Raw genomic sequence first — 21,921 nt, 5'->3', positions numbered from 1 at the left:
CTAGCACACCGGCGTGTCGCAGATGGGTCACGAAGCGTCTCAGCAGGTCGATCCGCGTAACAGACGTGGGCTACTGTCCCGCTCCACATCCAACGGCTGGGAGGTCGAGTGACGCACGCGCCCCACCGTGCCGCGAGGTACGGGGAACGCAGCTCCACCCGGGAGGACCGGTCAGCATCCCGGCGGAGCGCACGCCGGTGGCGCAGCGCCCGTCGTCCGCTCGTCCTGACGCTGCTCGTCGCCGCTCTCGGGATGGCCTTCGCCACCCTGGTGCCCGGCGTCGCCTCCGCGGCGGAGGCCGGCGAGCAGGTGCGCGGCACCCTGCAGACGAGCCTGAGCGGACCGATCGAGGGCGTCACCGTCGAGGTGGCCACGCCGGACGGCGACACCGTCGACACGGTCCAGACCGGCGAGGACGGTCGGTGGGAGGTCGACCTCCCGGGTCCCGGCCAGTACGTCGTCAGCATCGACCCGGACGACCTGCCGGACGGGGTCGAGCCCAACGGCGAGCCCAGCCGGACGGTCACCGTGGACAGCGGGCGGGCGCAGCCGGTCAACATCGGGCTGAACGACGGCAGCCGCAACGACGGGGGCGGCACCATCCGCGCCGTCCAGCTGTTCGTCGACGGCCTCCGCTTCGGGCTCCTGATCGCCATGGCCGCGGTGGGCCTGTCGCTCATCTACGGCACCACCGGGCTGACCAACTTCGCCCACGGCGAGCTGGTGACCATCGGCGCCATCGCCGCCTGGTACATCAACGTGCAGGGCGGCGTGCCGCTGATCCCGGCGGCCCTGCTCGCCATGGTGGTCGGCGGCGTCGTCGGCGCCCTGAACGAGCTGGCCGTCTGGCGGCCGCTACGGCGTCGCGGCACCGGGCTGATCGCGGCGCTGGTCGTCTCGATCGGGCTCTCCCTGGCGCTGCGCTACGGCTACCAGATCTTCTACGGCGGGTTCTCCAACCCCTACGCCGACTACCAGGGCCAGCGGGCGCGCGACTACGGCGTCTTCACCCTGCAGGACCGGGACATCGCCTCGATCGTCATCGCGGTCGTGGTGCTGGTGCTGGTCGCGCTGATGCTGCAGCGCACGAAGATCGGCAAGGCCATGCGCGCCGTCGCGGACAACCGCGACCTCGCCGCGTCCTCGGGCATCGACGTCAACCGCGTCGTCCTCTTCGTCTGGGTCCTGGGCGGGGCACTCGCCGCGCTCGGCGGGGTGCTCCTCGGCCTCTCCGACCAGGTCCAGTGGGACATGGGCTTCCGGCTCCTGCTGCTGATGTTCGCCGGGGTCACCCTCGGCGGGCTGGGCACCGCCTACGGCGCCCTGCTCGGCAGCCTGATCGTCGGCGTCTTCGTGCAGATGTCCACCCTCGTCATCCCGAATGACATGAAGTACGTCGGAGGGCTGCTCCTCTTGATCGTCATCCTCGTCGTCCGTCCCCAGGGCATCCTGGGCAGTCGCGCCAGGATCGGCTGACCGATGGCCGACCTCCTCAACGCGTTCGCCATCGCGGGCAAGGCGTTCTTCGGCTTCCAGGCGATCTTCTTCGCCCTGCTGGCCATCGGCATCAACGTGCACTTCGGGTACACCGGGCTGCTGAACTTCGGGCAGATCGCCTTCGCCATGCTCGGCGGGTTCGGCATCGCGATCTCGGTGAGCCAGTGGGGGCTGCCCTTCTGGGTCGGTGTCCTGGTCGGGGTGCTCGCCGCGGTGGCCCTCGCGCTGCTGCTCGGGCTGCCGACCCTGCGCCTGCGGGCCGACTACCTCGCGATCGTCACGATCGCCACGGCGGAGGGGCTGCGGCTGGTCTTCCGGTCGGTGTCGGCCACCCCGGTCACCGGCGGCACCCGTGGCCTGTCGGCGTTCAACCGGGACTTCATCGCCCTCGCGCCGTGGGACACCGGCCGGCGCTACGACCTGCTGGGCACCACGTGGAGCGGCGGCGAGCTCTGGGTCTGCACCGTCGGGTGGATCCTGGTGGCGCTCTGCTCGCTGCTGGTGTGGGCCCTCATGCGCGCTCCCTGGGGGCGCGTGGTCAAGGCCATCCGCGAGGACGAGGACGCCGTCCGCTCGCTGGGCAAGAACGTCTACGCCTACAAGATGCAGGCGCTGGTGCTCGGCGGGATCTTCGGTGCGTTCGGCGGCATGGTCTACGCCGTCGGCACCGGCTCGGCGATCCCCGACCAGTACCAGAACGCCAACACCTTCCTGGCCTACGCGGCACTGATCCTCGGGGGCGCCGCCCGCGTCCTCGGGCCGGTGATCGGCTCGATGCTGCTGCTGTTCATCCTGCAGTTCGCCGACACCGGGCTGCGCGCACTGATCGACAACGGGGTGATCCCGGCGGAGCTGCTCTCCTCCACCGACGTCGCGCAGCTGCGCTACGTCCTGGTCGGGATCGGGCTCATGCTGTTGCTGGTGTTCCGGCCCCAGGGCATCTTCGGTGACCGACGAGAGGTGATGCTCGATGCCCGCTGACGACAAGCCCACCGGCGCCGGGCCGCACGGCGCCTCCGCCGCCCGGCCCGGGGGGCGACCCCCTCCGGCGGCGGTGCGCACCGGGCGGCGCCCCAGCGGCTGGCCCAGGCGGCGCTCCGCGACGTCCCGTGGGAGGTCGGGGTCGCCAAGCCCGACCCGGCGATCGTCGTCGACCACGTGACCCGCACCTTCGGTGGCCTGACCGCGGTGTCGGTCGACCACCTGGAGGTCCAGCGGGGCGGCATCACCGGTCTCATCGGGCCCAACGGTGCCGGGAAGACGACCCTGTTCAACCTGCTCACCGGGTTCGACCAGCCCAACACCGGCACCTGGTCGTTCAACGGTCGCGACCTGGGCAAGCTCAGCCCGCACCAGGTCGCCCGGCTCGGCGTGGTCCGCACCTTCCAGCTGACCAAGGCGCTCTCCCGGCTCACCGTGCTGCAGAACATGCTGCTCGGGGCGCAGAGCCAGCGCGGCGAGAGCTTCCTGCGCGCGCTGGTCCCCGGCACGTGGCGGGCACAGGAGACGGCGAACACCGAGCGGGCGATGGACCTGCTGCGGCGGTTCAAGCTCGACGCCAAGAAGGACGACTTCGCCGGCAGCCTCTCCGGCGGCCAGCGCAAACTGCTGGAGATGGCCCGCGCCCTGATGAGCGAGCCGCAGGTGGTGATGCTCGACGAGCCGATGGCCGGGGTGAACCCCGCCCTCACCCAGAGCCTGCTCGGGCACGTCAAGGACCTCCGCGAGGAGGGCATGACGGTCATCTTCGTCGAGCACGACATGGACGTCGTCCGCGACATCAGCGACTGGGTGGTGGTCATGGCCGCCGGCAAGGTGATCGCCGAGGGCGCCCCGGAGTCCATCAGCCAGAACAAGGCCGTCGTCGACGCCTACCTCGGCGCGCACCACGACGCCCCGCTGACCCCGGAGGAGGAGGACCGCTTCCTCGCCGAGGACGAGGCGGAGGCCCGTGCCGGGCGCGAGGACGTCCTCGACTCCGAGCGCGGCCGCAAGAGAAGGGCAGGACGATGAGCACCGGAGACCTCCCCGGCCCGCCGGACGACCGGCGGTTCACCGTGCCGGAGTCCGACCAGGACGCACCCGTCGCCCAGGAGCCCGGCGCGGGCGCCGCGGCGGAACTCTCCCCGGCGGAGAAGGCGGCCACCCGGGAGGAGCACCAGCGCCTCGCCGAGGGCGCGCTGGTCCGCGCCGACGACCTGGTCGCCGGGTACGTCCCCGGGGTCAACATCCTCAACGGGTGCGACTTCTACCTGCAGGACGGCGAGCTGGTCGGGATCATCGGCCCCAACGGCGCCGGCAAGTCCACGCTGCTCAAGACGCTGTTCGGCCTGATCCCGGTCCGCTCCGGCTCGGTGACGCTGCGCGGTGAGGAGATCACCTCCGCACCGGCGCACCGGCTGGTGTCGATGGGCGTCGGCTACGTGCCGCAGAACAACAACGTGTTCCCCTCGCTCACCATCGAGGAGAACATGCAGATGGGCGTCTACCTGCGGCCGAAGACGTTCAAGGACCGGTTCGACTACGTCGTCGACCTCTTCCCGCTGCTCGGCGAGCGGCGCAAGGGGAAGGCCGGGGCGCTGTCGGGTGGTGAGCGGCAGATGGTGGCGATGGGCCGCGCGCTCATGATGGACCCGTCGGTGCTGCTGCTCGACGAGCCGTCGGCCGGGCTGTCCCCGGCGCTGCAGGACGAGGTGTTCATCCGCTGCCGGCGGATCAACGCCACGGGGGTCTCGATCATCATGGTCGAGCAGAACGCCCGCCGCTGCCTGCAGATCTGTCACCGCGGCTACGTGCTCGACCAGGGCCGGAACGCCTACACCGACACCGGCACGTCCCTGATGAACGACCCGAAGGTCATCGAGCTCTACCTGGGCACCCTGGCCAAGGCCCAGTAGCCCCCTCTCCGCACCGCACGCGACGGCGCCGCTCCCCCCGGGGAACGGCGCCGTCGTGCGTCCGCGGGCAGCGCAGGCCTGCGGCGGCGAGACTGGTCCGGTGCCCGACCCCGCCGCCCAGCCGGCCCGCTACCGGGAGCTGGTGCTCGACCCCGCGGTCGGCGGGCGCAGGCAGGGCCTCGCCGGGCGCGGGGAACGACCCGAGGCCGTGCGCGGGTGACCGAGGCCCTCCCCCTCGTCCACCTCGCCCTGGTGGCGGCCTACGGAGGTCTGCAGTGGACGGTGCGCGTGCTGGTCTACCCGCAGTTCGCCACCGTCCCGGCCGATGCCTTCCCGGAGGTCCACGTCCGGCACTCCCGGTTGATCAGCCGGCTGGTCGGGCCGCTGTTCGCCGGTCAGGCGGTGACGACGGGCTGGCTCCTGATCGCCCCGCCGTCCGGGACCACGTGGCCCCCGGTGGCGCTCACGGCCGGGGCGCTGGCGGGCGTGCTGCTGCTCACCGCACTCGGCGCGGTGCCGCTGCACCGGCAGCTGGGCCGGGGCTTCTCCGCCGACGTCCACCGTCGCCTCCTCCGGGTGGACACGGCCCGGACCGCCGCCGCCACCGGGAACGTGCTGGCTGCCGGCTGGCTGGTGCTCGGCTGACCGCGAGCCCGATCGCCCCGGACAGCACTGCGGCCCGGCACCTCGGGGGCGCCGGGCCGCAGCCTGGAACGGTGGTACTGCCTCAGCGCTGCCGTGTCACAGCGCGCCGGGTCTCAACTCAGCGGACCTCAGCTCAGCGCTGGGGCCCGATGCCCTGGGCGTTGAGGCCCTGGATGATCCGCGAGGACTCCTCGAACCCGATGACCACGACGGCGTCGGGGTTGAAGTCGACCATCTGCTGGACCTCGGCGTCGAAGTTCGCCGCCTGCGGGTCGTAGGTGATGTACTCGATGCTGTCCTCGGACAGACCACCGGCGACCAGGTTGTCCCGGGTGTTCTCGGCCAGGCCGGTGCCGTACGGGTCGTTGATCGCCAGGATGCCGACGGTGTTGTTGCCGTCCTCGGCGATCAGGTCGGCCAGGGCACGGGCCTGCAGGGTGTCCGGCGGCGCGGTCCGGAAGTACAGACCGTTGTCGGCGTACTCGGTGAACTGGTCGGAGGTGTTCGCCGGCGAGATCTGCAGGACCCCGGCACCGGTGATGGTGTCGATGACCGTCAGGCTCACGCCCGAGGACGCGGCGCCCACGATGGCGTCCACGCCCTGCTGGAGCAGTCGGTCGACCGTCTGCGTGGCGGTGTCGGTCGAGGCGTCACCGGAGTCACCCTCGATGAGCTGGACCGGCTGGCCCAGCACGCCGCCGGCCTCGTTGACCTCGTTGATGGCCAGCTGGGCACCGGCGACCTCCGGCGGGCCGAGGAAGGCCAGGTTGCCGGTCAGCGGCAGCAGCGTGCCGATCACCAGCGGGTCACCGGTGGCGCCTGCCGGGGCGTAGGCCGGGCCCTCGTCGGTGGCGGCGTTGGCCTCGTCGCCGGCGATGACGAACTCGGTCGCCGAGTCGTCGAGGGCGTTGTCCTCACCGAACTGCAGGATGCCGAAGCTGGCCTGGGCCGGCTCGCCGGCCTCGGCGAAGCTCAGCGGGCCGCTGACGCCGTCGTAGTCGACGTTGCCGCCGGCGTTGATGATCTCCAGGCAGGCGCTGTAGGAGTCACAGGTCTCGCCACCGAAGGTCAGGCCGTTGATGTACGGGGCGAACACCGTGGCCTCGCTGCTGCCGGCCGCCTGGGCCGCGAGCGCGGTCAGGATGACGGCGTCGTAGGTCTCCCCCGCGTAGTTGTAGTCCTGCAGCTCCGGGTCGACCGCGAGCAGCCGGTCGGTGAAGTCACCGGACAGCTCGGTCAGCGGCGTGGTGCCCGACATGCCGGCCAGGGCGCCCTCGTCGGAGAAGTCCTCGCCGAGGGCGTTGCCCATGTTGCCGTCGGTGCCGTAGACGTTGACCTGCTTCTCGCCGCTCGCGTCGGTGCTGCCGCCGGAGTCGCCGCTGTCGTCGCTGCCGCCACAGGCGGTCAGCGCCAGCAGGGCGGCACCGGAGAGCGCGATCGCGCGAGCGGTGGTGCGGGTGCGCATCAAGGAACTCCCAGGGGTTCGTGCGTGGTCACCGGGTCCGGAGGGCTGGACGGCCCACCGGCCGGCCGGTCAGTGCCGAGAACCTAACTGCCCTTCCGGCCCCCGCCAGTCCCCGGGAAAACACCGTGATGACGTTGTGACCTGGGCGTCTCCGGCGTGCCACACGGTGGGACACGCCGACACACGCCCGCAACGCGGGTGACGCCCGCCACGCCGGTCCGGGTGAGCCACCGCACACGAGGCCCGGACGCGGAACGGCCGCCGGCCCCCGGTGTGCGGGGCCGACGGCCGTCGGAGCAGTGCTGGAGGGGTCAGACGGTGGGCTGCTCCCCGGCCGGGGCGCTGTCGCCGATCTCGGTGGCCATGATCGCCTCGGCGAGCGCGCGCATCGAGGTGCGCTCGTTCATCGCCGTGCGCTGGATCCACCGGAAGGCCTCGGCCTCGGTCATCCCGCGCTCGGTCATCAGCCGGCCCTTGGCCTTCTCGATCACCTTGCGGGCCTCGAGCCGCTCCTTGAGGTCGGCGACCTCGGCGTCCAGCGCGTGCATCTCCTGGAAGCGGCCGACGGCGACCTCGATCGCGGGGACCAGGTCGTTCTTGGAGAACGGCTTCACCAGGTAGGCCATCGCGCCGGCGTCGCGGGCGCGCTCGACCAGCTCGCGCTGGCTGAAGGCGGTGAGGACGATGACCGGCGCGATGCGGGCGCTGGCGATCTGCTCGGCCGCCGCGATCCCGTCCAGCACCGGCATCTGCACGTCGAGGACGACGAGATCGGGGCGCAACTGCTGGGCCTGGTCGACCGCGGCCTGCCCGTCGCCGACCTCGGCGACGACGACGTACCCCTCCTCTTCGAGCATCTCCTTGAGGTCGAGGCGGATCAGTGCCTCGTCCTCGGCGATGAGGACCCGGGTCGGCTCGTTGCTCACGGAGATGATCCTATCGACCGCAGGCGCGGATCCCGCGCCGGATAGGCTGCGGGCCACTCCGTCGAGTAGGCCCCCGTACCCCAATCGGCAGAGGGAGCGGATTCAAAACCCGCGCAGTGTGCGTTCGAGTCGCACCGGGGGCACTCTGTTCATCGCGATCCTGACGGATCGCCCCGCGGCCAAGTGCCGTGCCCGACCGACCTTGAGCCGCTGCGTCGCTCGATCGCGGGACCCTCCGGGCCCCACTCCTCACGACACCACGCCGCAACGCGGCCAACGGCCGTTCCCGGCCGGCGCTGAGCCGCTGCCCGTGCCTCCGGCGGGGACCCTCCGGGCCCCGCGCCGGAGCCACCCCGGCCGGGTGGCCGTCCCCGACTCCACGGGACCCGTCACCAGCACTCACCCAGCCTGCGGAACGACCCGGTACCCACCGCGCGTGCCGGACGCGCGCCGCAATACCGTGGCCGCGTGACCGGCCACATGACACCCGAGCAGTTCCGCCAGCACGGCCACGAGGTGGTCGACTGGATCGCCGACTACTGGGCCCGGCTGCAGCAGGACCCCGGGTCGCTCCCGGTCCGGTCGCAGGTCTCCCCCGGCGACGTGCGCGCTGCCCTCCCGGCGCAGGCTCCCGAGCAGGGCGAGCCGTTCGCCGCGGTGCTGGCCGACCTCGACCGCGTCGTCCTCCCCGGGCTCACCCACTGGCAGCACCCGGGCTTCTTCGGGTACTTCCCGGCCAACACGTCCGGCCCCTCGGTGCTCGGCGACCTGGTGAGCGCCGGCCTCGGCGTGCAGGGCATGTCCTGGGTGACCAGCCCGGCCGCCACCGAGCTCGAGCAGCACGTCATGGACTGGCTGGCCGAGCTGCTGGGCCTGCCGGAGAGCTTCCGCTCCACCGGCACCGGCGGCGGCGTCGTCCAGGACTCCAGCTCCGGGGCCAACCTGGTCGCGCTGCTCGCCGCCCTGCACCGGGCCAGCAAGGGCGCCACGCTGCGCCACGGGGTGCTCCCCGAGGAGTACACCGTCTACGTCTCCGCGCAGACCCACAGCTCGATGGAGAAGGCCGCCCGCATCGCCGGCCTCGGCACCGAGTCCATCCGCGTCGTCGAGGTCGACGACGAGCTGGCGATGCGGCCCGGAGCGCTCGCCGCCCGGCTGGAGCGCGACGTCGCCCGCGGGTTCACCCCGGTGCTGGTCTGCGCCACGGTCGGCACGACGTCGACCACGGCGATCGACCCGCTGGCCGAGCTCGGACCGGTCTGCCAGCGGTTCGGGGTCTGGCTGCACGTCGACGCCGCCTACGCCGGGGTGAGCGCGGTCGCCCCGGAGCTGCGGGCGCTGCAGGCCGGGGTGGAGTGGGCCGACAGCTACACCACCGACGCGCACAAGTGGCTGCTCACCGGCTTCGACGCGACGCTGTTCTGGGTCGCCGACCGGGCGGCCCTCACCGGTGCCCTGTCGATCCTGCCGGAGTACCTGCGCAACGCGGCCACCGACGCCGGTGCCGTCGTCGACTACCGGGACTGGCAGATCGAGCTGGGCCGCCGGTTCCGCGCCCTGAAGCTGTGGTTCGTGCTGCGCTGGTACGGCGCCGAGGGGCTGCGTGAGCACGTCCGCGCGCACGTGGCCCTCGCCCAGGAACTGGCGGGGTGGGCGGCGTCCGACGAGCGGTTCGACGTCGTCGCGCCCCACCCGCTGTCGCTGGTGTGCCTGCGACCCCGCTGGGCCGACGGCGTGGACGCCGACGTCGCAACCATGACCCTGCTGGAGCGGCTCAACGACGGCGGAGAGGTCTTCCTCACCCACACGACGGTCGGCGGTGCGGCGGTGCTGCGGGTGGCGATCGGCGCACCGGCGACCACCCGCGCGCACGTCGAGCGGGTCTGGGCCCTGCTGGTCGAGGGCCACGACTGGCTGGCCAACGACTTCGCCGAACTGGCCCGCGAACGGCGCGAGGCCGAACGCCGCGAGCGCGCGGACGCCGAGCGGGCAGCGGCCGAGCAGGCAGCGGCCGAGCAGGCAGCGGCCGAGCGGGCAGCGGCCGAGCAGGCAGCGGCCGAGCGAGCAGTAGCCGAGCGGGCAACGTCGGACCACGCGGCGGCCGAGCGGGCCGTCGAGACCCCCGCCGCCCAGGACGAGACGGCCGAGCAGGCCGTCGCCCAGGCCGACCTGGACGGCGGGCCCGCCCAGGGCTGAGCCGCCGGCCGGGAGGGGCTCAGCCGAGCGAGCGGATGAGCCCCTCCTGCGCGACGGTCGCCACGTGCGTGCCGTCGGCGGACCAGATCTGCCCGAAGCACACCGCCCGCCCACTGGCCGCGGCCGGGCTGTCGGTCTCGTAGAGGAACCACTCGTCGGCCCGGGCCGGCCGGTGGAACCACACCGCGTGGTCCAGGCTCGCGCCCACGATCGACCCGCCCCAGCCACCACCGATGCGCGCCAGGCCGGCGGAGAGCAGCGTCAGGTCGCTGACGAAGGTCAGCGCGGCCGCGTGCACGTTGTCGTCGTCGGGCAGCCGCCCGGCCACCCGGAACCAGGCCCGGAACGCGGTGTCGCCCGCCTCCCGCGGCTCGGGGTCGTAGGGGTCGCGCAGGTAGCGGGACTCGACCGCCCGGTTCAGCGCCTGCGCACCCTCGGCCCGGTCGGGGTGGGCGGCGAGCACCTCGGGCAGCCCCGGCAGGCCGTCGGGGCCGGGCACCTCCGGCATCGGCAGGGAGTGCTCGACCACCGCCCGCTCCCCCGCCGTGAAGTCCGCGGTGAGGGCGAAGATGGCGACGTCGGAGCCCTTGCGGGTCTGCCGGGCCACCACCCGCCGGGTGCTGAACGACCGGCCCTCCCGGATCCGGTCCACCTCGTAGCGGATCTCCTCGTGCGGGTCGCCCGGCCGGAGGAAGTACGAGTGCAGCGAGTGCACCGGCCGCTCGGCCGGCACCGTGGCGTTCGCCGCGGCGAGCGCCTGGGCGGCCACCTGGCCGCCGAAGATCCGCTGCAACGGCGTCGTCGGAGTGGTGCCGACGAACAGGTCCGGGGCGCGCTCCTCCAGGTCGAGGACGACCATGAGCTCCGCCGCCGGGGTCGGGGGCGGCTGCGCAGCCGACCCCGACCCCGACGACGCCGCTGCGGGGGTCACGCCTGCGTGCCCACCTCGTGCACCCGGACGAGGTTGGTCGTGCCGGCGGTGTTGGGCGGGGAGCCGGCCACCACGACCACCTGGTCACCCTCGCGGAGCCGGCCGATGGACAGCAGCGAGAAGTCGACCTGGGCGACCATGTCGTCGGTGTGCTCCACCTGGGGCACGATGAACGTCTCCACGCCCCACGACAGCGCGAGCCGGCTGCGCACCCGCGGGTCGTTGGTGAAGGCGAGGATCGGCAGCCGGGTCTTCAGTGCCGCCAGCCGCTGCGCGCTGCGGCCGGTGGAGGTGAAGGCGGCCAGCGCCGCCACGTCCAGCGTCTCGCCGACGTCCTTCGCCGCGCGGACCATCGCGCCGGGGCGCGAGTGCGAGGCCTTGAGCAGCTGCGGGGCGAGGATCTCGTCGACCTCGACCGCGGCGATGATGCGGTCCATGGTCCGGACGGCGGCGATCGGGTGCTTGCCGACCGACGTCTCCCCGGACAGCATCACCGCGTCGGCGCCGTCGAGGACGGCGTTGGCGACGTCGGAGGCCTCGGCGCGCGTGGGCCGGGAGTTCTCGATCATCGACTCGAGCATCTGCGTGGCCACGATGACCGGCTTGTTGCGCTCGCGGGCCGCCTGCACGGCCCGCTTCTGCACCAGCGGCACCTGCTCCAGCGGGAGCTCCACACCGAGGTCGCCGCGGGCGACCATGATGCCGTCGAAGGCGTCGCAGATCGCCTCGAGGTTCTCCACCGCCTCGGGCTTCTCCAGCTTGGCGATGACCGGGGCGAACACGTCCTCCTGGGCCATCACCTCGCGGACCAGCTCGACGTCGCGGGGGGAACGGACGAAGGACAGGGCGACGAAGTCCACGCCCAGGGAGAGGGCGAAGCGCAGGTCCTCCTCGTCCTTGTCCGACATGGCCGGGACGCTGACGGCGACGCCGGGCAGGGAGAGGCCCTTGTTGTTGGAGACCGGACCGCCCTCGAGCACCAGGCACCACACGTCCGGGCCGTCGACCTCGGCGACGGTGAGGGCGAGCTTCCCGTCGTCGACCAGCAGGCGGTCACCGACGCGGACGTCGTTGGCCAGGTCCTTGTAGGTGGTCGAGACCCGCTCGGCGGTGCCCTCGACGTCCTCGACGGTGATGCAGACCCGGGCACCGGTCGGCCACTCCACCTTGCCCTCGGTGAACGTGCCGAGGCGGATCTTCGGGCCCTGCAGGTCGGCGAGGATCGCGACGGCGCGACCGACCTTGTTCGAGGCCTCCCGGACCAGGCGGTAGGCCTGCTCGTGGTCGGCGTGCTTGCCGTGGCTGAAGTTGAGCCGGGCGACGTCCATCCCGGACTCGACGAGGGCGGTGACCTGCTCCGGGGTGCCGGTCGCCGGCCCCAACGTGCAGACGATCTTGGCGCGGCGAGACATGCCACTGAAACTAGTCGACCCCCCGGGGGGACACGCCGCACGGGGTCGGCCGTGTCCCTCCGGGGGGTCGCAGTCGTCTGGGACGTCTGTGCAGGTCAGACGCCGATCAGACGCAGGTCAGCGCAGCGGGACCGCCGTCGGGGTGACCGGCCGCGGGAGCATCGTGGCCCCGGTCAGCCAGGTGTCGACGGCGGCCGCGGCGGCCCGCCCCTCGGCGATCGCCCAGACGATGAGCGACTGCCCGCGACCCATGTCACCGGCGACGAACACGCCCGGCGCGGTGGACATGTAGTCCTGGTCGCGCGCGACCGCGCCCTTCTCGGTGACCGCGCAGCCCAGCTGCTCGACCAGCCCCGCGGTCTGCGGACCCGTGTAGCCCAGCGCCAGCAGCACCAGGTCCGCCGGGAGCACCCGGGTGGTGCCCTCGACGGTCTCCTTGCGGCCGTTGACCAGCCGGACGTCGGAGACCTGCACGCCGGCGAGCCGGCCGTCGTCACCGGCGACGAAGCCCTCGGTGTTGACGGCGAACAGCCGCTCGCCGCCCTCCTCGTGGGCCGGGGAGACCCGCAGCACCATCTCGTACGTCGGCCAGGGGTTGTCCTGCGGCCGGGTGCCGGGCGGAGCCGGCTTGTAGTCCAGCTGGGCCACCGACGCGGCGCCCTGCCGGTGGGCGGTGCCCAGGCAGTCCGCGCCGGTGTCGCCGCCGCCGATGATCACCACGTGCTTGCCGTGGGCGTCGATCGCCGGGTGCTCGATCTCGCCGAGCGCCTGGCGGTTGCCGTCGGGCAGGTACTCCATGGCGAAGTGCACGCCGGGCAGGTCGCGGCCGGGCAGCGGCAGGTCCCGGGCGACCGGGGTGCCGATGGCCAGCACGACCGCGTCGAAGTCCGACCGCAGCTGCTCCACCGTCACGTCGTCGGGCCCGTCGCCACCGACGTCGACGCCGGCCACGAAGCGGGTGCCCTCGGCGCGCATCTGGTCCAGCCGCCGGTCCAGGTGGCGCTTCTCCATCTTGAACTCGGGGATGCCGTAGCGCAGCAGCCCGCCGATCCGGTCGTCCCGCTCGAGGACGGTGACCTCGTGCCCGGCCCGGGTCAGCTGCTGGGCGGCGGCGAGACCCGCCGGCCCGGAGCCGACGACGGCGATCCGCTTGCCGGTGAGCACCGCCGGTGGCTGCGGGGTGACCCAGCCGTTGACGAAGGCCTGGTCGATGATCTCCCACTCGATCTGCTTGATCGTGACCGGGGAGTTCTCCAGGTTCAGCACGCAGGCGGCCTCGCACGGCGCCGGGCACAGCTTCCCGGTGAACTCCGGGAAGTTGTTGGTGGCGTGCAGCCGCTCGATCGCCTCCTGCCAGTCGTCCCGGCGGGCGAGGTCGTTCCACTCCGGGATCAGGTTGCCCAGCGGGCAACCGTGGTGGCAGAAGGGGATGCCGCAGTCCATGCAGCGCGCCGCCTGCTCGCGCAGGGCGGTCACGGGGAAGACGGCGTCCTCACCGGTGTCCCGGTTGAGGTACACCTCCTTCCAGTCCAGCAGCCGCAGGTCGACCGGCCGCCGCGGCGGCATCTGCCGGTCGTACTTGAGGAACCCCGTTGCATCAACCACGTGCGGCCTCCATCACAGCTCGGTCCACGTCGTACCCGGCGGCCTCGGCGGCCCGTCGGGCCTCCATGGCGCGCCGGTAGTCCCGGGGCATGATCACGCTGAACCGCTCGGACCAGCGGCCCCAGTCGGCCAGCAGCGCCCCGGCCACCGTGGAGTCGGTCGCCTCCCGGTACCGGGTGAGGACGTCGCGCAGCCACAGCGAGCTCTCGCCGTCCAGCTGCTCGACCTCCACCATCTCCGGGTTCACCCGGTGCCGGGCGAGGTCGAGCACGTACCCGATCCCGCCGGACATGCCAGCCGCGATGTTGCGACCGGTGGGTCCCAGGATGATCGCCGACCCGCCGGTCATGTACTCCAGCGCGTGGTCGCCCACGCCCTCGACGACCGCCAGCGCACCGGAGTTGCGGACGCAGAACCGCTCACCGACCCGGCCGCGCAGGAACAGCTCGCCGGCGGTGGCGCCGTAGCCGATGACGTTGCCGGCGATGACGTTGTCCTCGGCGGCGAAGGCCGACTCCGGCGCCGGCCGCACCACGATCCGGCCACCGGACAGGCCCTTGCCGACGTAATCGTTGGCGTCGCCCAGCAGCGTCATGGTGATGCCCGCGGGCAGGAACGCGCCGAAGGACTGGCCGGCCGACCCGGTGAAGGTCAGGTCGATCGTGCCGTCGGGCAGCCCCGTACCACCGAAGCGGCGGGTCACCATCGAGCCGAGCATCGTGCCGACGGTGCGGTTGACGTTGCGGACCGGCAGCTCCAGGTGCACCGGGCGGGCGTCGAGCAGCGCCCCCTCGCACAGCTGGATCAGCGTCTGGTCCAGCGCGACGTCCAGACCGTGGTCCTGGGTGGCCACCTGCCGGCGGGCCGCGCCCTCGGGCAGCTCCGGAACGGCGAGGATCGGGGACAGGTCGACCCCGGCCGCCTTCCAGTGGTCGACCGCCGGCGCCACCTCGAGCACCTCGGCGTGGCCGATCGCCTCGTCGAGGGAGCGGAAGCCCAGCTGCGCCAGCTGCTCGCGCACCTGCTCGGCGATGAACTCGAAGAAGGTGACCACGAACTCGGGCTTGCCGGTGAACCGCTTGCGCAGCTCGGGGTTCTGCGTGGCCACGCCCACCGGGCAGGTGTCCAGGTGGCAGACGCGCATCATCACGCAGCCCTCGACCACCAGCGGCGCGGTGGCGAAGCCGAACTCCTCGGCGCCCAGCAGCGCGGCCACGATCACGTCGCGGCCGGTCTTCATCTGGCCGTCGACCTGCACCACGATCCGGTCGCGCAGCCCGTTGGCCAGCAGCGTCTGCTGGGTCTCGGCCAGGCCGATCTCCCACGGCGTCCCCGCGTGCTTGAGCGAGGTCAGCGGGGCGGCGCCGGTGCCGCCGTCGTGCCCGGACACCAGGACGACGTCGGCCTTGGCCTTGGCCACCCCGGCCGCGACCGTGCCGATGCCGGTCTCGGAGACCAGCTTGACGTGGATCCGCGCCTCGTCGTTGGCGTTCTTGAGGTCGTGGATGAGCTGCTTGAGGTCCTCGATCGAGTAGATGTCGTGGTGCGGCGGCGGGCTGATCAGCCCCACGCCCGGCGTGGAGTGCCGGGTCCGCGCCACCCACGGGTAGACCTTGCTGCCGGGCAGCTGGCCGCCTTCGCCGGGCTTGGCGCCCTGGGCCATCTTGATCTGGATGTCGTCGGCGTTGACCAGGTACTCGCTGGTCACCCCGAACCTGCCGCTGGCCACCTGCTTGATCGAGCTGCGGCGCAGGTCGCCGTTGGGGTCGGCGGTGAAGCGGTCGGGGTCCTCGCCGCCCTCACCGGTGTTGGAGCGACCACCGAGCCGGTTCATCGCGATCGCCAGCGTCTCGTGCGCCTCGGCCGAGATGGAGCCGTAGCTCATCGCCCCGGTCTGGAACCGCTTGACGATCTCGCTGACCGGCTCCACCTCCGCCAGCGGCACCGCGGGGCGCTCGCCGGTCCTGAACCGGAACAGCCCGCGCAGCGTCGCCGCCTCGGCCGACAGCCCGTCGACGGTGTCGGCGTAGCGCTGGAAGACCTCGTACTGGCGGGAGCGGGTGGCGTGCTGGAGCAGGAACACCGTCTCGGGGTTGAACAGGTGCACCTCGCCCTCGCGGCGCCACTGGTACTCCCCGCCGGTCTCCAGCCGCCGGTGGGCGCGCTCGGTCGGGTTGCTCGGGTAGGCCTTCCGGTGGCGCATCGCCACCTCCTCGGCGAGCACGTCGAGCCCGACGCCGTCGAGGGTGGCCGACGTGCCGGTGAAGTACTCGTCGACGAGGGCCTTGGACAGGCCGACCGTCTCGAAGATCTGCGCCATGGTGTACGAGCCGACGGTGCTGATGCCCATCTTGCTCATCACCTTGAGCACGCCCTTGCCCATCGCCTTGACCACGTTGCGCACCGCCTGCGCGGGCTGGACGCCGGTGAGCTGACCCGAGCGGATCAGGTCCTCGACGCTCTCGAAGGCCAGGTAGGGGTTGACCGCGGCCGCGCCGTAGCCCAGCAGCAGGGCGATGTGGTGCACCTCGCGGCAGTCGCCGGACTCGACGACCAGGCCGACCTCCATCCGGGTGCGCTCGCGCACCAGGTGGTGGTGGACGGCGGCGGTCATCAGCAGCGACGGGATCGGTGCGCGCTTCTCGTCGCAGTCCCGGTCGGACAGCACGATGACCCGGGCACCGGCGGCGATCGCCTTGCTCACCTTGGTGCGCAGCTCGGTGATCGCCTGCGCCAGCGCCGTCCCGCCGCCGTTGACGTCGAAGTGGCCGGTGATCCGCACGGCGGCGAACCCGGGCAGGTCGCCGTCGTCGTCGATGTGCAGGATCTTGGCCAGCTCGTCGTTGTCGATCACCGGGAACGGCAGGAACACCTGCCGGCAGGACGCCGGGGTGGCCGCGAGGAGATTCTGCTCGGGGCCGAAGGTGCGGCCCAGGCTGGTGACCAGCTCCTCGCGGATCGCGTCCAGCGGCGGGTTGGTGACCTGGGCGAACTGCTGGGTGAAGTAGTCGAACAGCGAGCGGGAGCGGTCCGACAGCGAGGCGATCGGGGTGTCGGTGCCCATCGAGCCGATCGGCTCGGCGCCGCTGGCGGCCATCGGCTGCACCAGGATGCGCAGCTCCTCCTCGGTGTAGCCGAAGAGCAGCTGACGGCGGACGACCGACTCGTGGCTGGGCCGCGCGCGGCGGCGCTCGGGCAGCTGGGGTAGGTGCACCAGGCCGGCGTGCAGCCAGTCGTCGTACGGCTCGGCGGTGGCCAGCTCGCCCTTGACCTCCTCGTCGGAGACGATCCGCCCCTGCTCGGTGTCGACCAGGAACATCCGGCCGGGCTGCAGCCGGCCCTTGGCGACGACCTCCGAGGCCGGGATGTCCAGCACGCCGGCCTCGCTGGCCAGCACGACCAGGTCGTCCTTGGTGCGCCACCAGCGGCCCGGGCGCAGCCCGTTGCGGTCGAGCACCGCGCCGATGAGCGTGCCGTCGGTGAACGCCACGCAGGCGGGCCCGTCCCAGGGCTCCATGATCGAGGAGTGGAAGCGGTAGAACGCCCGGCGGGCCGCGTCCATCTCGGCGTGGTTCTCCCACGCCTCGGGGATCATCATCAGCACCGCGTGCGGCAGCGAGCGCCCGGACAGGTGCAGCAGCTCCAGCACCTCGTCGAAGGTCGCCGAGTCGCTGAAGTCGCTGGCGGTGACCGGGAAGATCCGCTCCAGCCCGAGCTCGCTGGCCGGGCCGGCCGGGCCGTCGAACAGCCCGGTCTCCAGCTTGGCCTCGCGGGCGCGCATCCGGTTGCGGTTGCCCTTGATCGTGTTGATCTCGCCGTTGTGCGCGATGAAGCGGAACGGGTGGGCCAGCGGCCAGCTCGGGAACGTGTTGGTGGAGAACCGGCTGTGCACCAGGGCGATCGCCGACTCGTAGCGCTCGTCGCGCAGGTCGGGGAAGAAGGCCGGCAGCTGGTCGGTGGTCAGCATCCCCTTGTAGGTGATGGTGCGCGCCGACAGCGAGGCGATGTAGCAGCTGGTGCCGGCGTCCCGGGCGGCCCGCTCGATGCGCTTGCGCAGCACGAACGCGCGCCGCTCCAGCCGGGTGACCCCGTGCGGGGCGGCGGTGCCGCCGAAGGCCTGCGCGTCGGCCCGCGCGCCGATCGTCTCGGCGACGAACAGCTGGGTGAAGCAGGGCATGACCCGGCGGGCGGTGGGGCCGAGGTCGGCGCCGTCGGGGTCGACCGGCAGCTCGCGCCAGCCCAGCACGGTCAGCCCCTCCTCCGCGGCGAGCGCCGCGACCCCGTCGACGACGGTGGCCCGCTCGGCCTCGTCGGCCGGCAGGAAGGCGATGCCCACGGCGTACTCGCCCAGCGGCGGGAGGTCGAAGTCGACGCTGGCGCGCAGCAGCGCGTCGGGCACCTGGGTGAGGATGCCGGCGCCGTCACCGGAGTTCGGCTCGGACCCGGCGGCGCCGCGGTGGTCGAGGTTGTGCAGGGCGGTGAGCCCGGCGGCCACGATCGAGCGGGACCGGCGACCGCGGGCGTCGGCCACGAAGGCCACGCCGCAGGCGTCGTGCTCGCGGGCGGGGTCGTACAGACCGGTGGCGGCGGGGAGCGCCGAGAAGGCCACCGGGGCCGTCCCGGCAGAGGTGCCGGCGGAGGTGCTGGGGGCGGCGAGGTCAGACATGTCACTCCCGTCGTCGGCTGGCCGCGACGCCCGTCCGGCGGAGCCGGGCCCGGGCGCGGTGCGGGGGGTCGCGAGGACCCCGCCGGGTGGTCAGAGCGGGTGGGTGGTGCAGGGAGGGGCGGTGCGGTCGGATCCGGTGCGGTCTGGTCCGGTGAGCGGAGGACCGGAGCGGTCCGACGGGTGGGGCGGCGCAGGCCGGGTGGACTCGGTTCGCCCGGACGGCCTGCTGACCCGCGGTCCCGCGGGCGGGTGTCCGCGGGGAGGTCGTGTGCGGGGCAGCGCTGGCCCGGTTCCGACGTCGCCGGCCGGCCCAGGATCACTGGGCGGCCGACAAGGAGCGTACACAGCAGCGTCACCTGCGGGACATGTCGATCTGATGTCGCACATCTCTCGTCCGCGGGGCGCCGGACCCCCTGGTGGGCGGGTCAGCCCGGCACCGGTCCCCGGGCCTCGTCACCACCGGCCCGCGCCGCCGTGGACCCCGTACCGGCGTCCGGCGCCGGCTCCGCGGCCCCGGTGAGGGTGCCGGTCGCGGCAGCGGACCCACCGGCGGTCGGGGTGCCCCCGGCGTCGGGGCCGGCAGCTGCGCCGGCGTCCCGGCCCCGGGTGATCACCTCGCGCGGGCGGCCGCGCTGCCAGACCAGGTAGGCCACCGCGAGCAGCCCGACGATGACCGAGGTGAAGACGTTGAGCCGCAGCCCGAGGAACTGCTCGGCGGTGTCGATCCGGAGCATCTCGATCCACAGCCGGCCGGCGCAGTAGGCCGCCACGTACAGGGCGAAGGCCCGGCCGTGGGAGAGCCGGAAGCGGCGGTCGGCCCAGATCACCAGCGCCGCGACCCCGAGGTTCCACAGCAGCTCGTAGAGGAACGTCGGGTGGAAGGTGCCCAGCACCAGGGCCTCGCCGTCGGGCCCGGTCAGCGCGCGGCCGGCGGAGGCGTCCCAGCGGTGGATGGTCAGCGCCCACGGCAGGTCGGTGGCCCGGCCGTAGAGCTCGTTGTTGAACCAGTTGCCCAGCCGGCCGACCGCCTGGGCGACGACGATGCCCGGGGCGATGGCGTCGGCGTAGGCCGGCAGCGGGATGCCCCGCCGGCGGCAGGCGATCCAGGCGCCGACGCCACCGAGGGCGATGGCCCCCCAGATGCCCAGGCCGCCCTCCCAGATGGCGAACGCACGCATCGGGTCGCCACCTTCACCGAAGTACGGCTCCGGCGTGGTGAGCACGTGGTAGATCCGGCCGCCGATGATGCCGAAGGGCACCGCCCAGACGGCGATGTCAAGCACGTCGCCGGGGGCGCCGCCGCGGGCGACCCAGCGCTTCTCGGCGATCAGCACGGCCAGCACGATGCCGGCGATGATCGCCAGCGCGTAGGCGCGCAGCGGGAACGGCCCGATCTCCCAGACGGCCTGGGTCGGGCTGGGGATCGCGGCGAGCACGTCGCCGGCGCCGGTCACGACAGCACCACCGGCCGGCGGCGCACGCCCTCGGACAGCTCCGCCGACAGCGCCCGGACGCCGTCGGGGCCACGGCCCTCGAGCAGCTGGCGGACGTAGGCCGAGCCCACGATCACTCCGTCGGCGAACGCGGCGACCTCGGCGGCCTGGTCGGCGTCGGAGACCCCGAGGCCCACGCACACCGGCAGCTCGGCGACCTCGCGGGTGCGGGCGACCAGCCGCTCGGCGGCGTCGCCCACGGTCGCGCGGGTGCCGGTGACGCCCATGGTGGAGGCGGCGTAGACGAACCCGCGGGCGGCCGCGGCGGTGGACGCCAGCCGCGCGTCGGTCGACGACGGGGCGACCAGGAACACCCGGTCCAGGCCGGTGCGGTCGGTGGCGGCGATCCAGGGACCGGCCTCGTCGGGGATCAGGTCGGGGGTGATCGCCCCCGCTCCCCCGGCGGCGGCCAGGTCGTCGGCGAACCGGTCGACGCCGTAGCGCTCGATCGGGTTCCAGTAGCTCATCACCACCGGCACGGCGCCGGCGTCGGCCACCGCCCGGGTGGCGCGCAGCACGTCGGCCATGCCCACCCCGGCCCGGACGGCGACGTCCACGGCCTGCTGGATGACCGGGCCGTCCATGCCCGGGTCGGAGTACGGGACGCCGATCTCGACGATGTCCGCACCGCCCTCGACCGCGGCCACCATGGCCGCGATGGAGCCGTCGACGTCGGGGTAGCCGACCGGGAGGTAGGCGATCAGCGCGGCGCGGGACTCGGCGCGGGCCGCGGTGATCCGGGTGGCGAGCAGGCTCATGCCTGCTCCCCCGCCTGCTGGCCGGGCACGGCGGCGCCGTTGGCGATCGCGCCCTCCGTGGTGTGCTGCTCGGTGTCCATCCCGGCTCCGGGCTCGGCGCCGCGACCGGCCTCGACCGCTCGCTCGTCGGAGTCGGTGGGCGCGGTCTCCTCACCCAGACCGAACCACGCCGACGCGGTCTCGACGTCCTTGTCCCCGCGGCCGGAGAGGTTCACCAGCAGCACCGCGTCCGGGCCCAGTTCCCGGCCGACCTGCATCGCGCCGGCCAGGGCGTGCGCGGACTCGATCGCCGGGATGATCCCCTCGGTGCGGCACAGCAGCGCGAAGGCCTCCATCGCCTGCGCGTCGGTGACCGGCCGGTACTCCGCCCGCCCGAGGTCGTGCAGGTAGGAGTGCTCGGGCCCGACGCCGGGGTAGTCCAGGCCGGCGGAGATCGAGTGCGACTCGATCGTCTGGCCGTTGGCGTCCTGCAGCAGGTAGCTGCGGGCGCCGTGCAGCACCCCGGGGTCGCCCCCGGTGATGGAGGAGGCGTGCCGCCCGGTCTCCACGCCGTCGCCCCCGGCCTCCAGGCCGACCAGCCGCACGTCCTCGTCGGGGACGAAGGCGGTGAAGATGCCGATCGCGTTGGAGCCGCCACCGACGCAGGCGAGCACCACGTCGGGCAGCCGACCCAGCCGGTCCAGCAGCTGACCGCGCGACTCGTCGCCGATCACCCGCTGGAAGTCGCGGACCATGGCGGGGAACGGGTGCGGGCCGGCGACGGTGCCGAAGACGTAGTTGGTGGTCTCCACGTTGGTGACCCAGTCGCGGAACGCCTCGTTGATGGCGTCCTTCAGGGTGCGCGAGCCGGTGGTGACCGGCACGACCTCGGCGCCGAGCAGCCGCATCCGGGCCACGTTCAGCGCCTGGCGGCGGGTGTCCTCCTCGCCCATGTAGATCGTGCAGGACAGCCCCATCAGCGCCGCCGCGGTGGCGGTGGCGACCCCGTGCTGGCCGGCACCGGTCTCGGCGATGACCCGGCTCTTGCCGATCCGCTTGGTCAGCAGCGCCTGGCCGAGCACGTTGTTGATCTTGTGGGAGCCGGTGTGGTTGAGGTCCTCGCGCTTGAGCAGCACCGTGGCGCCGCCGCAGTGCTCGGCGAACTTCGGGACGGCGGTGATCGGGCTGGGCCGGCCGGTGTAGTCACGCTGCAGCTCGGCGAACTCGGTGAGGAACGCGGGGTCGACCCGCATCGCCTCGTAGGCCTCGGTCAGCTCGTCGAGCGCGGCGATCAGCGCCTCGGGGACGAACCGGCCGCCGTAGGGGCCGAAGTGGCCGGTCGCGTCCGGCCACTCCGGGCGCGCCATGCCATCTCGGGAACTGGCGTCGAGAGCGGGGCTGCTCACGTCAGGGGCCGGAGGGTGCGCGGAGATGGTCACGTGCCCAGCTTG

The 21,921-nt window shown here is 73.1% G+C and carries 15 protein-coding genes and 1 tRNA gene; 7 read left to right on the top strand and 9 right to left on the bottom strand.

The window, feature by feature from the left end; translation table 11 throughout:
* Nucleotides 1–252 precede the first annotated feature (252 nt).
* The 5 genes from JD78_RS04725 to JD78_RS04705 all read left to right on the top strand — a co-directional run bounded on the left by JD78_RS04725 (nt 253) and on the right by JD78_RS04705 (nt 5,039).
* Nucleotides 253–1,476, top strand: a complete 1,224-nt coding sequence (locus tag JD78_RS04725; RefSeq protein WP_153361532.1) for a branched-chain amino acid ABC transporter permease — start codon at nt 253–255, stop codon at nt 1,474–1,476.
* A gap of 3 nt (nt 1,477–1,479) precedes the next feature.
* A complete protein-coding gene (locus tag JD78_RS04720) occupies nt 1,480–2,478 on the top strand; it encodes a branched-chain amino acid ABC transporter permease (protein ID WP_153361531.1) in 999 nt (332 codons plus the stop codon).
* Nucleotides 2,479–2,655: 177 nt separating this feature from the next.
* Nucleotides 2,656–3,510, top strand: coding sequence for an ABC transporter ATP-binding protein (locus JD78_RS04715; protein ID WP_243730974.1), 855 nt, complete (start codon nt 2,656–2,658; stop codon nt 3,508–3,510).
* Nucleotides 3,507–4,394: an ABC transporter ATP-binding protein gene (locus JD78_RS04710; protein WP_208103989.1), complete on the top strand. Its 888-nt coding sequence runs from the start codon at nt 3,507–3,509 to the stop codon at nt 4,392–4,394. Before JD78_RS04715 ends, JD78_RS04710 begins: the two co-directional genes overlap by 4 nt.
* A gap of 216 nt (nt 4,395–4,610) precedes the next feature.
* A complete protein-coding gene (locus JD78_RS04705; RefSeq protein ID WP_153361530.1) occupies nt 4,611–5,039 on the top strand; it encodes a DUF1772 domain-containing protein in 429 nt (142 codons plus the stop codon).
* A 133-nt stretch (nt 5,040–5,172) separates the two neighbouring features.
* Here JD78_RS04705 and JD78_RS04700 read toward each other — a convergent pair whose 3' ends face one another.
* The gene (locus JD78_RS04700) at nt 5,173–6,504 is read right to left on the bottom strand and encodes an ABC transporter substrate-binding protein (RefSeq protein ID WP_153361529.1); all 1,332 of its coding nucleotides are present in this window, start codon (nt 6,502–6,504) and stop codon (nt 5,173–5,175) included.
* 311 nt (nt 6,505–6,815) lie between these two features.
* Nucleotides 6,816–7,430 (bottom strand): ANTAR domain-containing response regulator, encoded by a 615-nt coding sequence (locus JD78_RS04695; RefSeq protein ID WP_153361528.1) that lies wholly within the window; start codon nt 7,428–7,430, stop codon nt 6,816–6,818.
* A 69-nt stretch (nt 7,431–7,499) separates the two neighbouring features.
* On the opposite strand from JD78_RS04695, the gene JD78_RS04690 reads away from it, so the two are divergent.
* Both JD78_RS04690 and JD78_RS04685 read left to right on the top strand, forming a co-directional pair.
* A tRNA-Leu gene (locus JD78_RS04690) sits at nt 7,500–7,573 on the top strand.
* A 325-nt stretch (nt 7,574–7,898) separates the two neighbouring features.
* The gene (locus JD78_RS04685; protein ID WP_243730973.1) at nt 7,899–9,626 is read left to right on the top strand and encodes a pyridoxal-dependent decarboxylase; all 1,728 of its coding nucleotides are present in this window, start codon (nt 7,899–7,901) and stop codon (nt 9,624–9,626) included.
* 19 nt (nt 9,627–9,645) lie between these two features.
* On the opposite strand, the gene JD78_RS04680 is transcribed toward JD78_RS04685, so the two are convergent.
* The 7 genes from JD78_RS04680 to trpB form a co-directional block, all read right to left on the bottom strand.
* Nucleotides 9,646–10,557, bottom strand: a complete 912-nt coding sequence (locus JD78_RS04680; RefSeq protein ID WP_228395297.1) for an acyl-CoA thioesterase — start codon at nt 10,555–10,557, stop codon at nt 9,646–9,648.
* Nucleotides 10,554–11,969, bottom strand: a complete 1,416-nt coding sequence (gene pyk, locus JD78_RS04675; RefSeq protein WP_153361527.1) for a pyruvate kinase — start codon at nt 11,967–11,969, stop codon at nt 10,554–10,556. Before pyk ends, JD78_RS04680 begins: the two co-directional genes overlap by 4 nt.
* Nucleotides 11,970–12,086: 117 nt before the next feature.
* A complete protein-coding gene (locus JD78_RS04670; protein WP_153361526.1) occupies nt 12,087–13,574 on the bottom strand; it encodes a glutamate synthase subunit beta in 1,488 nt (495 codons plus the stop codon).
* Entirely contained in the window at nt 13,567–18,240 is a 4,674-nt protein-coding gene (gene gltB / locus JD78_RS04665; protein ID WP_208103988.1) for a glutamate synthase large subunit, read from the bottom strand. The genes JD78_RS04670 and gltB overlap by 8 nt, the downstream gene beginning before the upstream one ends.
* A gap of 425 nt (nt 18,241–18,665) precedes the next feature.
* A complete protein-coding gene (gene lgt / locus JD78_RS04655) occupies nt 18,666–19,694 on the bottom strand; it encodes a prolipoprotein diacylglyceryl transferase (protein WP_228395296.1) in 1,029 nt (342 codons plus the stop codon).
* Nucleotides 19,691–20,491 (bottom strand): tryptophan synthase subunit alpha, encoded by an 801-nt coding sequence (gene trpA / locus JD78_RS04650; protein ID WP_153361525.1) that lies wholly within the window; start codon nt 20,489–20,491, stop codon nt 19,691–19,693. The genes lgt and trpA overlap by 4 nt, the downstream gene beginning before the upstream one ends.
* Nucleotides 20,488–21,876: a tryptophan synthase subunit beta gene (trpB, locus tag JD78_RS04645; protein WP_438861319.1), complete on the bottom strand. Its 1,389-nt coding sequence runs from the start codon at nt 21,874–21,876 to the stop codon at nt 20,488–20,490. Before trpB ends, trpA begins: the two co-directional genes overlap by 4 nt.
* Between the last annotated feature and the right edge of the window lie 45 nt (nt 21,877–21,921).

This window comes from Modestobacter roseus, assembly GCF_007994135.1.
Lineage (GTDB): Bacteria > Actinomycetota > Actinomycetes > Mycobacteriales > Geodermatophilaceae > Modestobacter > Modestobacter roseus.
Note: the sequence above shows the minus strand (reverse complement) of the source record. Positions and strands in the feature narration are given on the sequence as shown.

Coding starts and splice junctions, on each gene's coding strand:
- JD78_RS04710 (WP_208103989.1), top strand. CDS start 3,507: ATGAGCACCGGAGACCTCCCCGGCCCGCCGGACGACCGGCGGTTCACC.
- gltB (WP_208103988.1), bottom strand. CDS start 18,240: ATGTCTGACCTCGCCGCCCCCAGCACCTCCGCCGGCACCTCTGCCGGG.
- pyk (WP_153361527.1), bottom strand. CDS start 11,969: ATGTCTCGCCGCGCCAAGATCGTCTGCACGTTGGGGCCGGCGACCGGC.
- trpA (WP_153361525.1), bottom strand. CDS start 20,491: ATGAGCCTGCTCGCCACCCGGATCACCGCGGCCCGCGCCGAGTCCCGC.
- JD78_RS04720 (WP_153361531.1), top strand. CDS start 1,480: ATGGCCGACCTCCTCAACGCGTTCGCCATCGCGGGCAAGGCGTTCTTC.
- JD78_RS04700 (WP_153361529.1), bottom strand. CDS start 6,504: ATGCGCACCCGCACCACCGCTCGCGCGATCGCGCTCTCCGGTGCCGCC.
- JD78_RS04725 (WP_153361532.1), top strand. CDS start 253: ATGGCCTTCGCCACCCTGGTGCCCGGCGTCGCCTCCGCGGCGGAGGCC.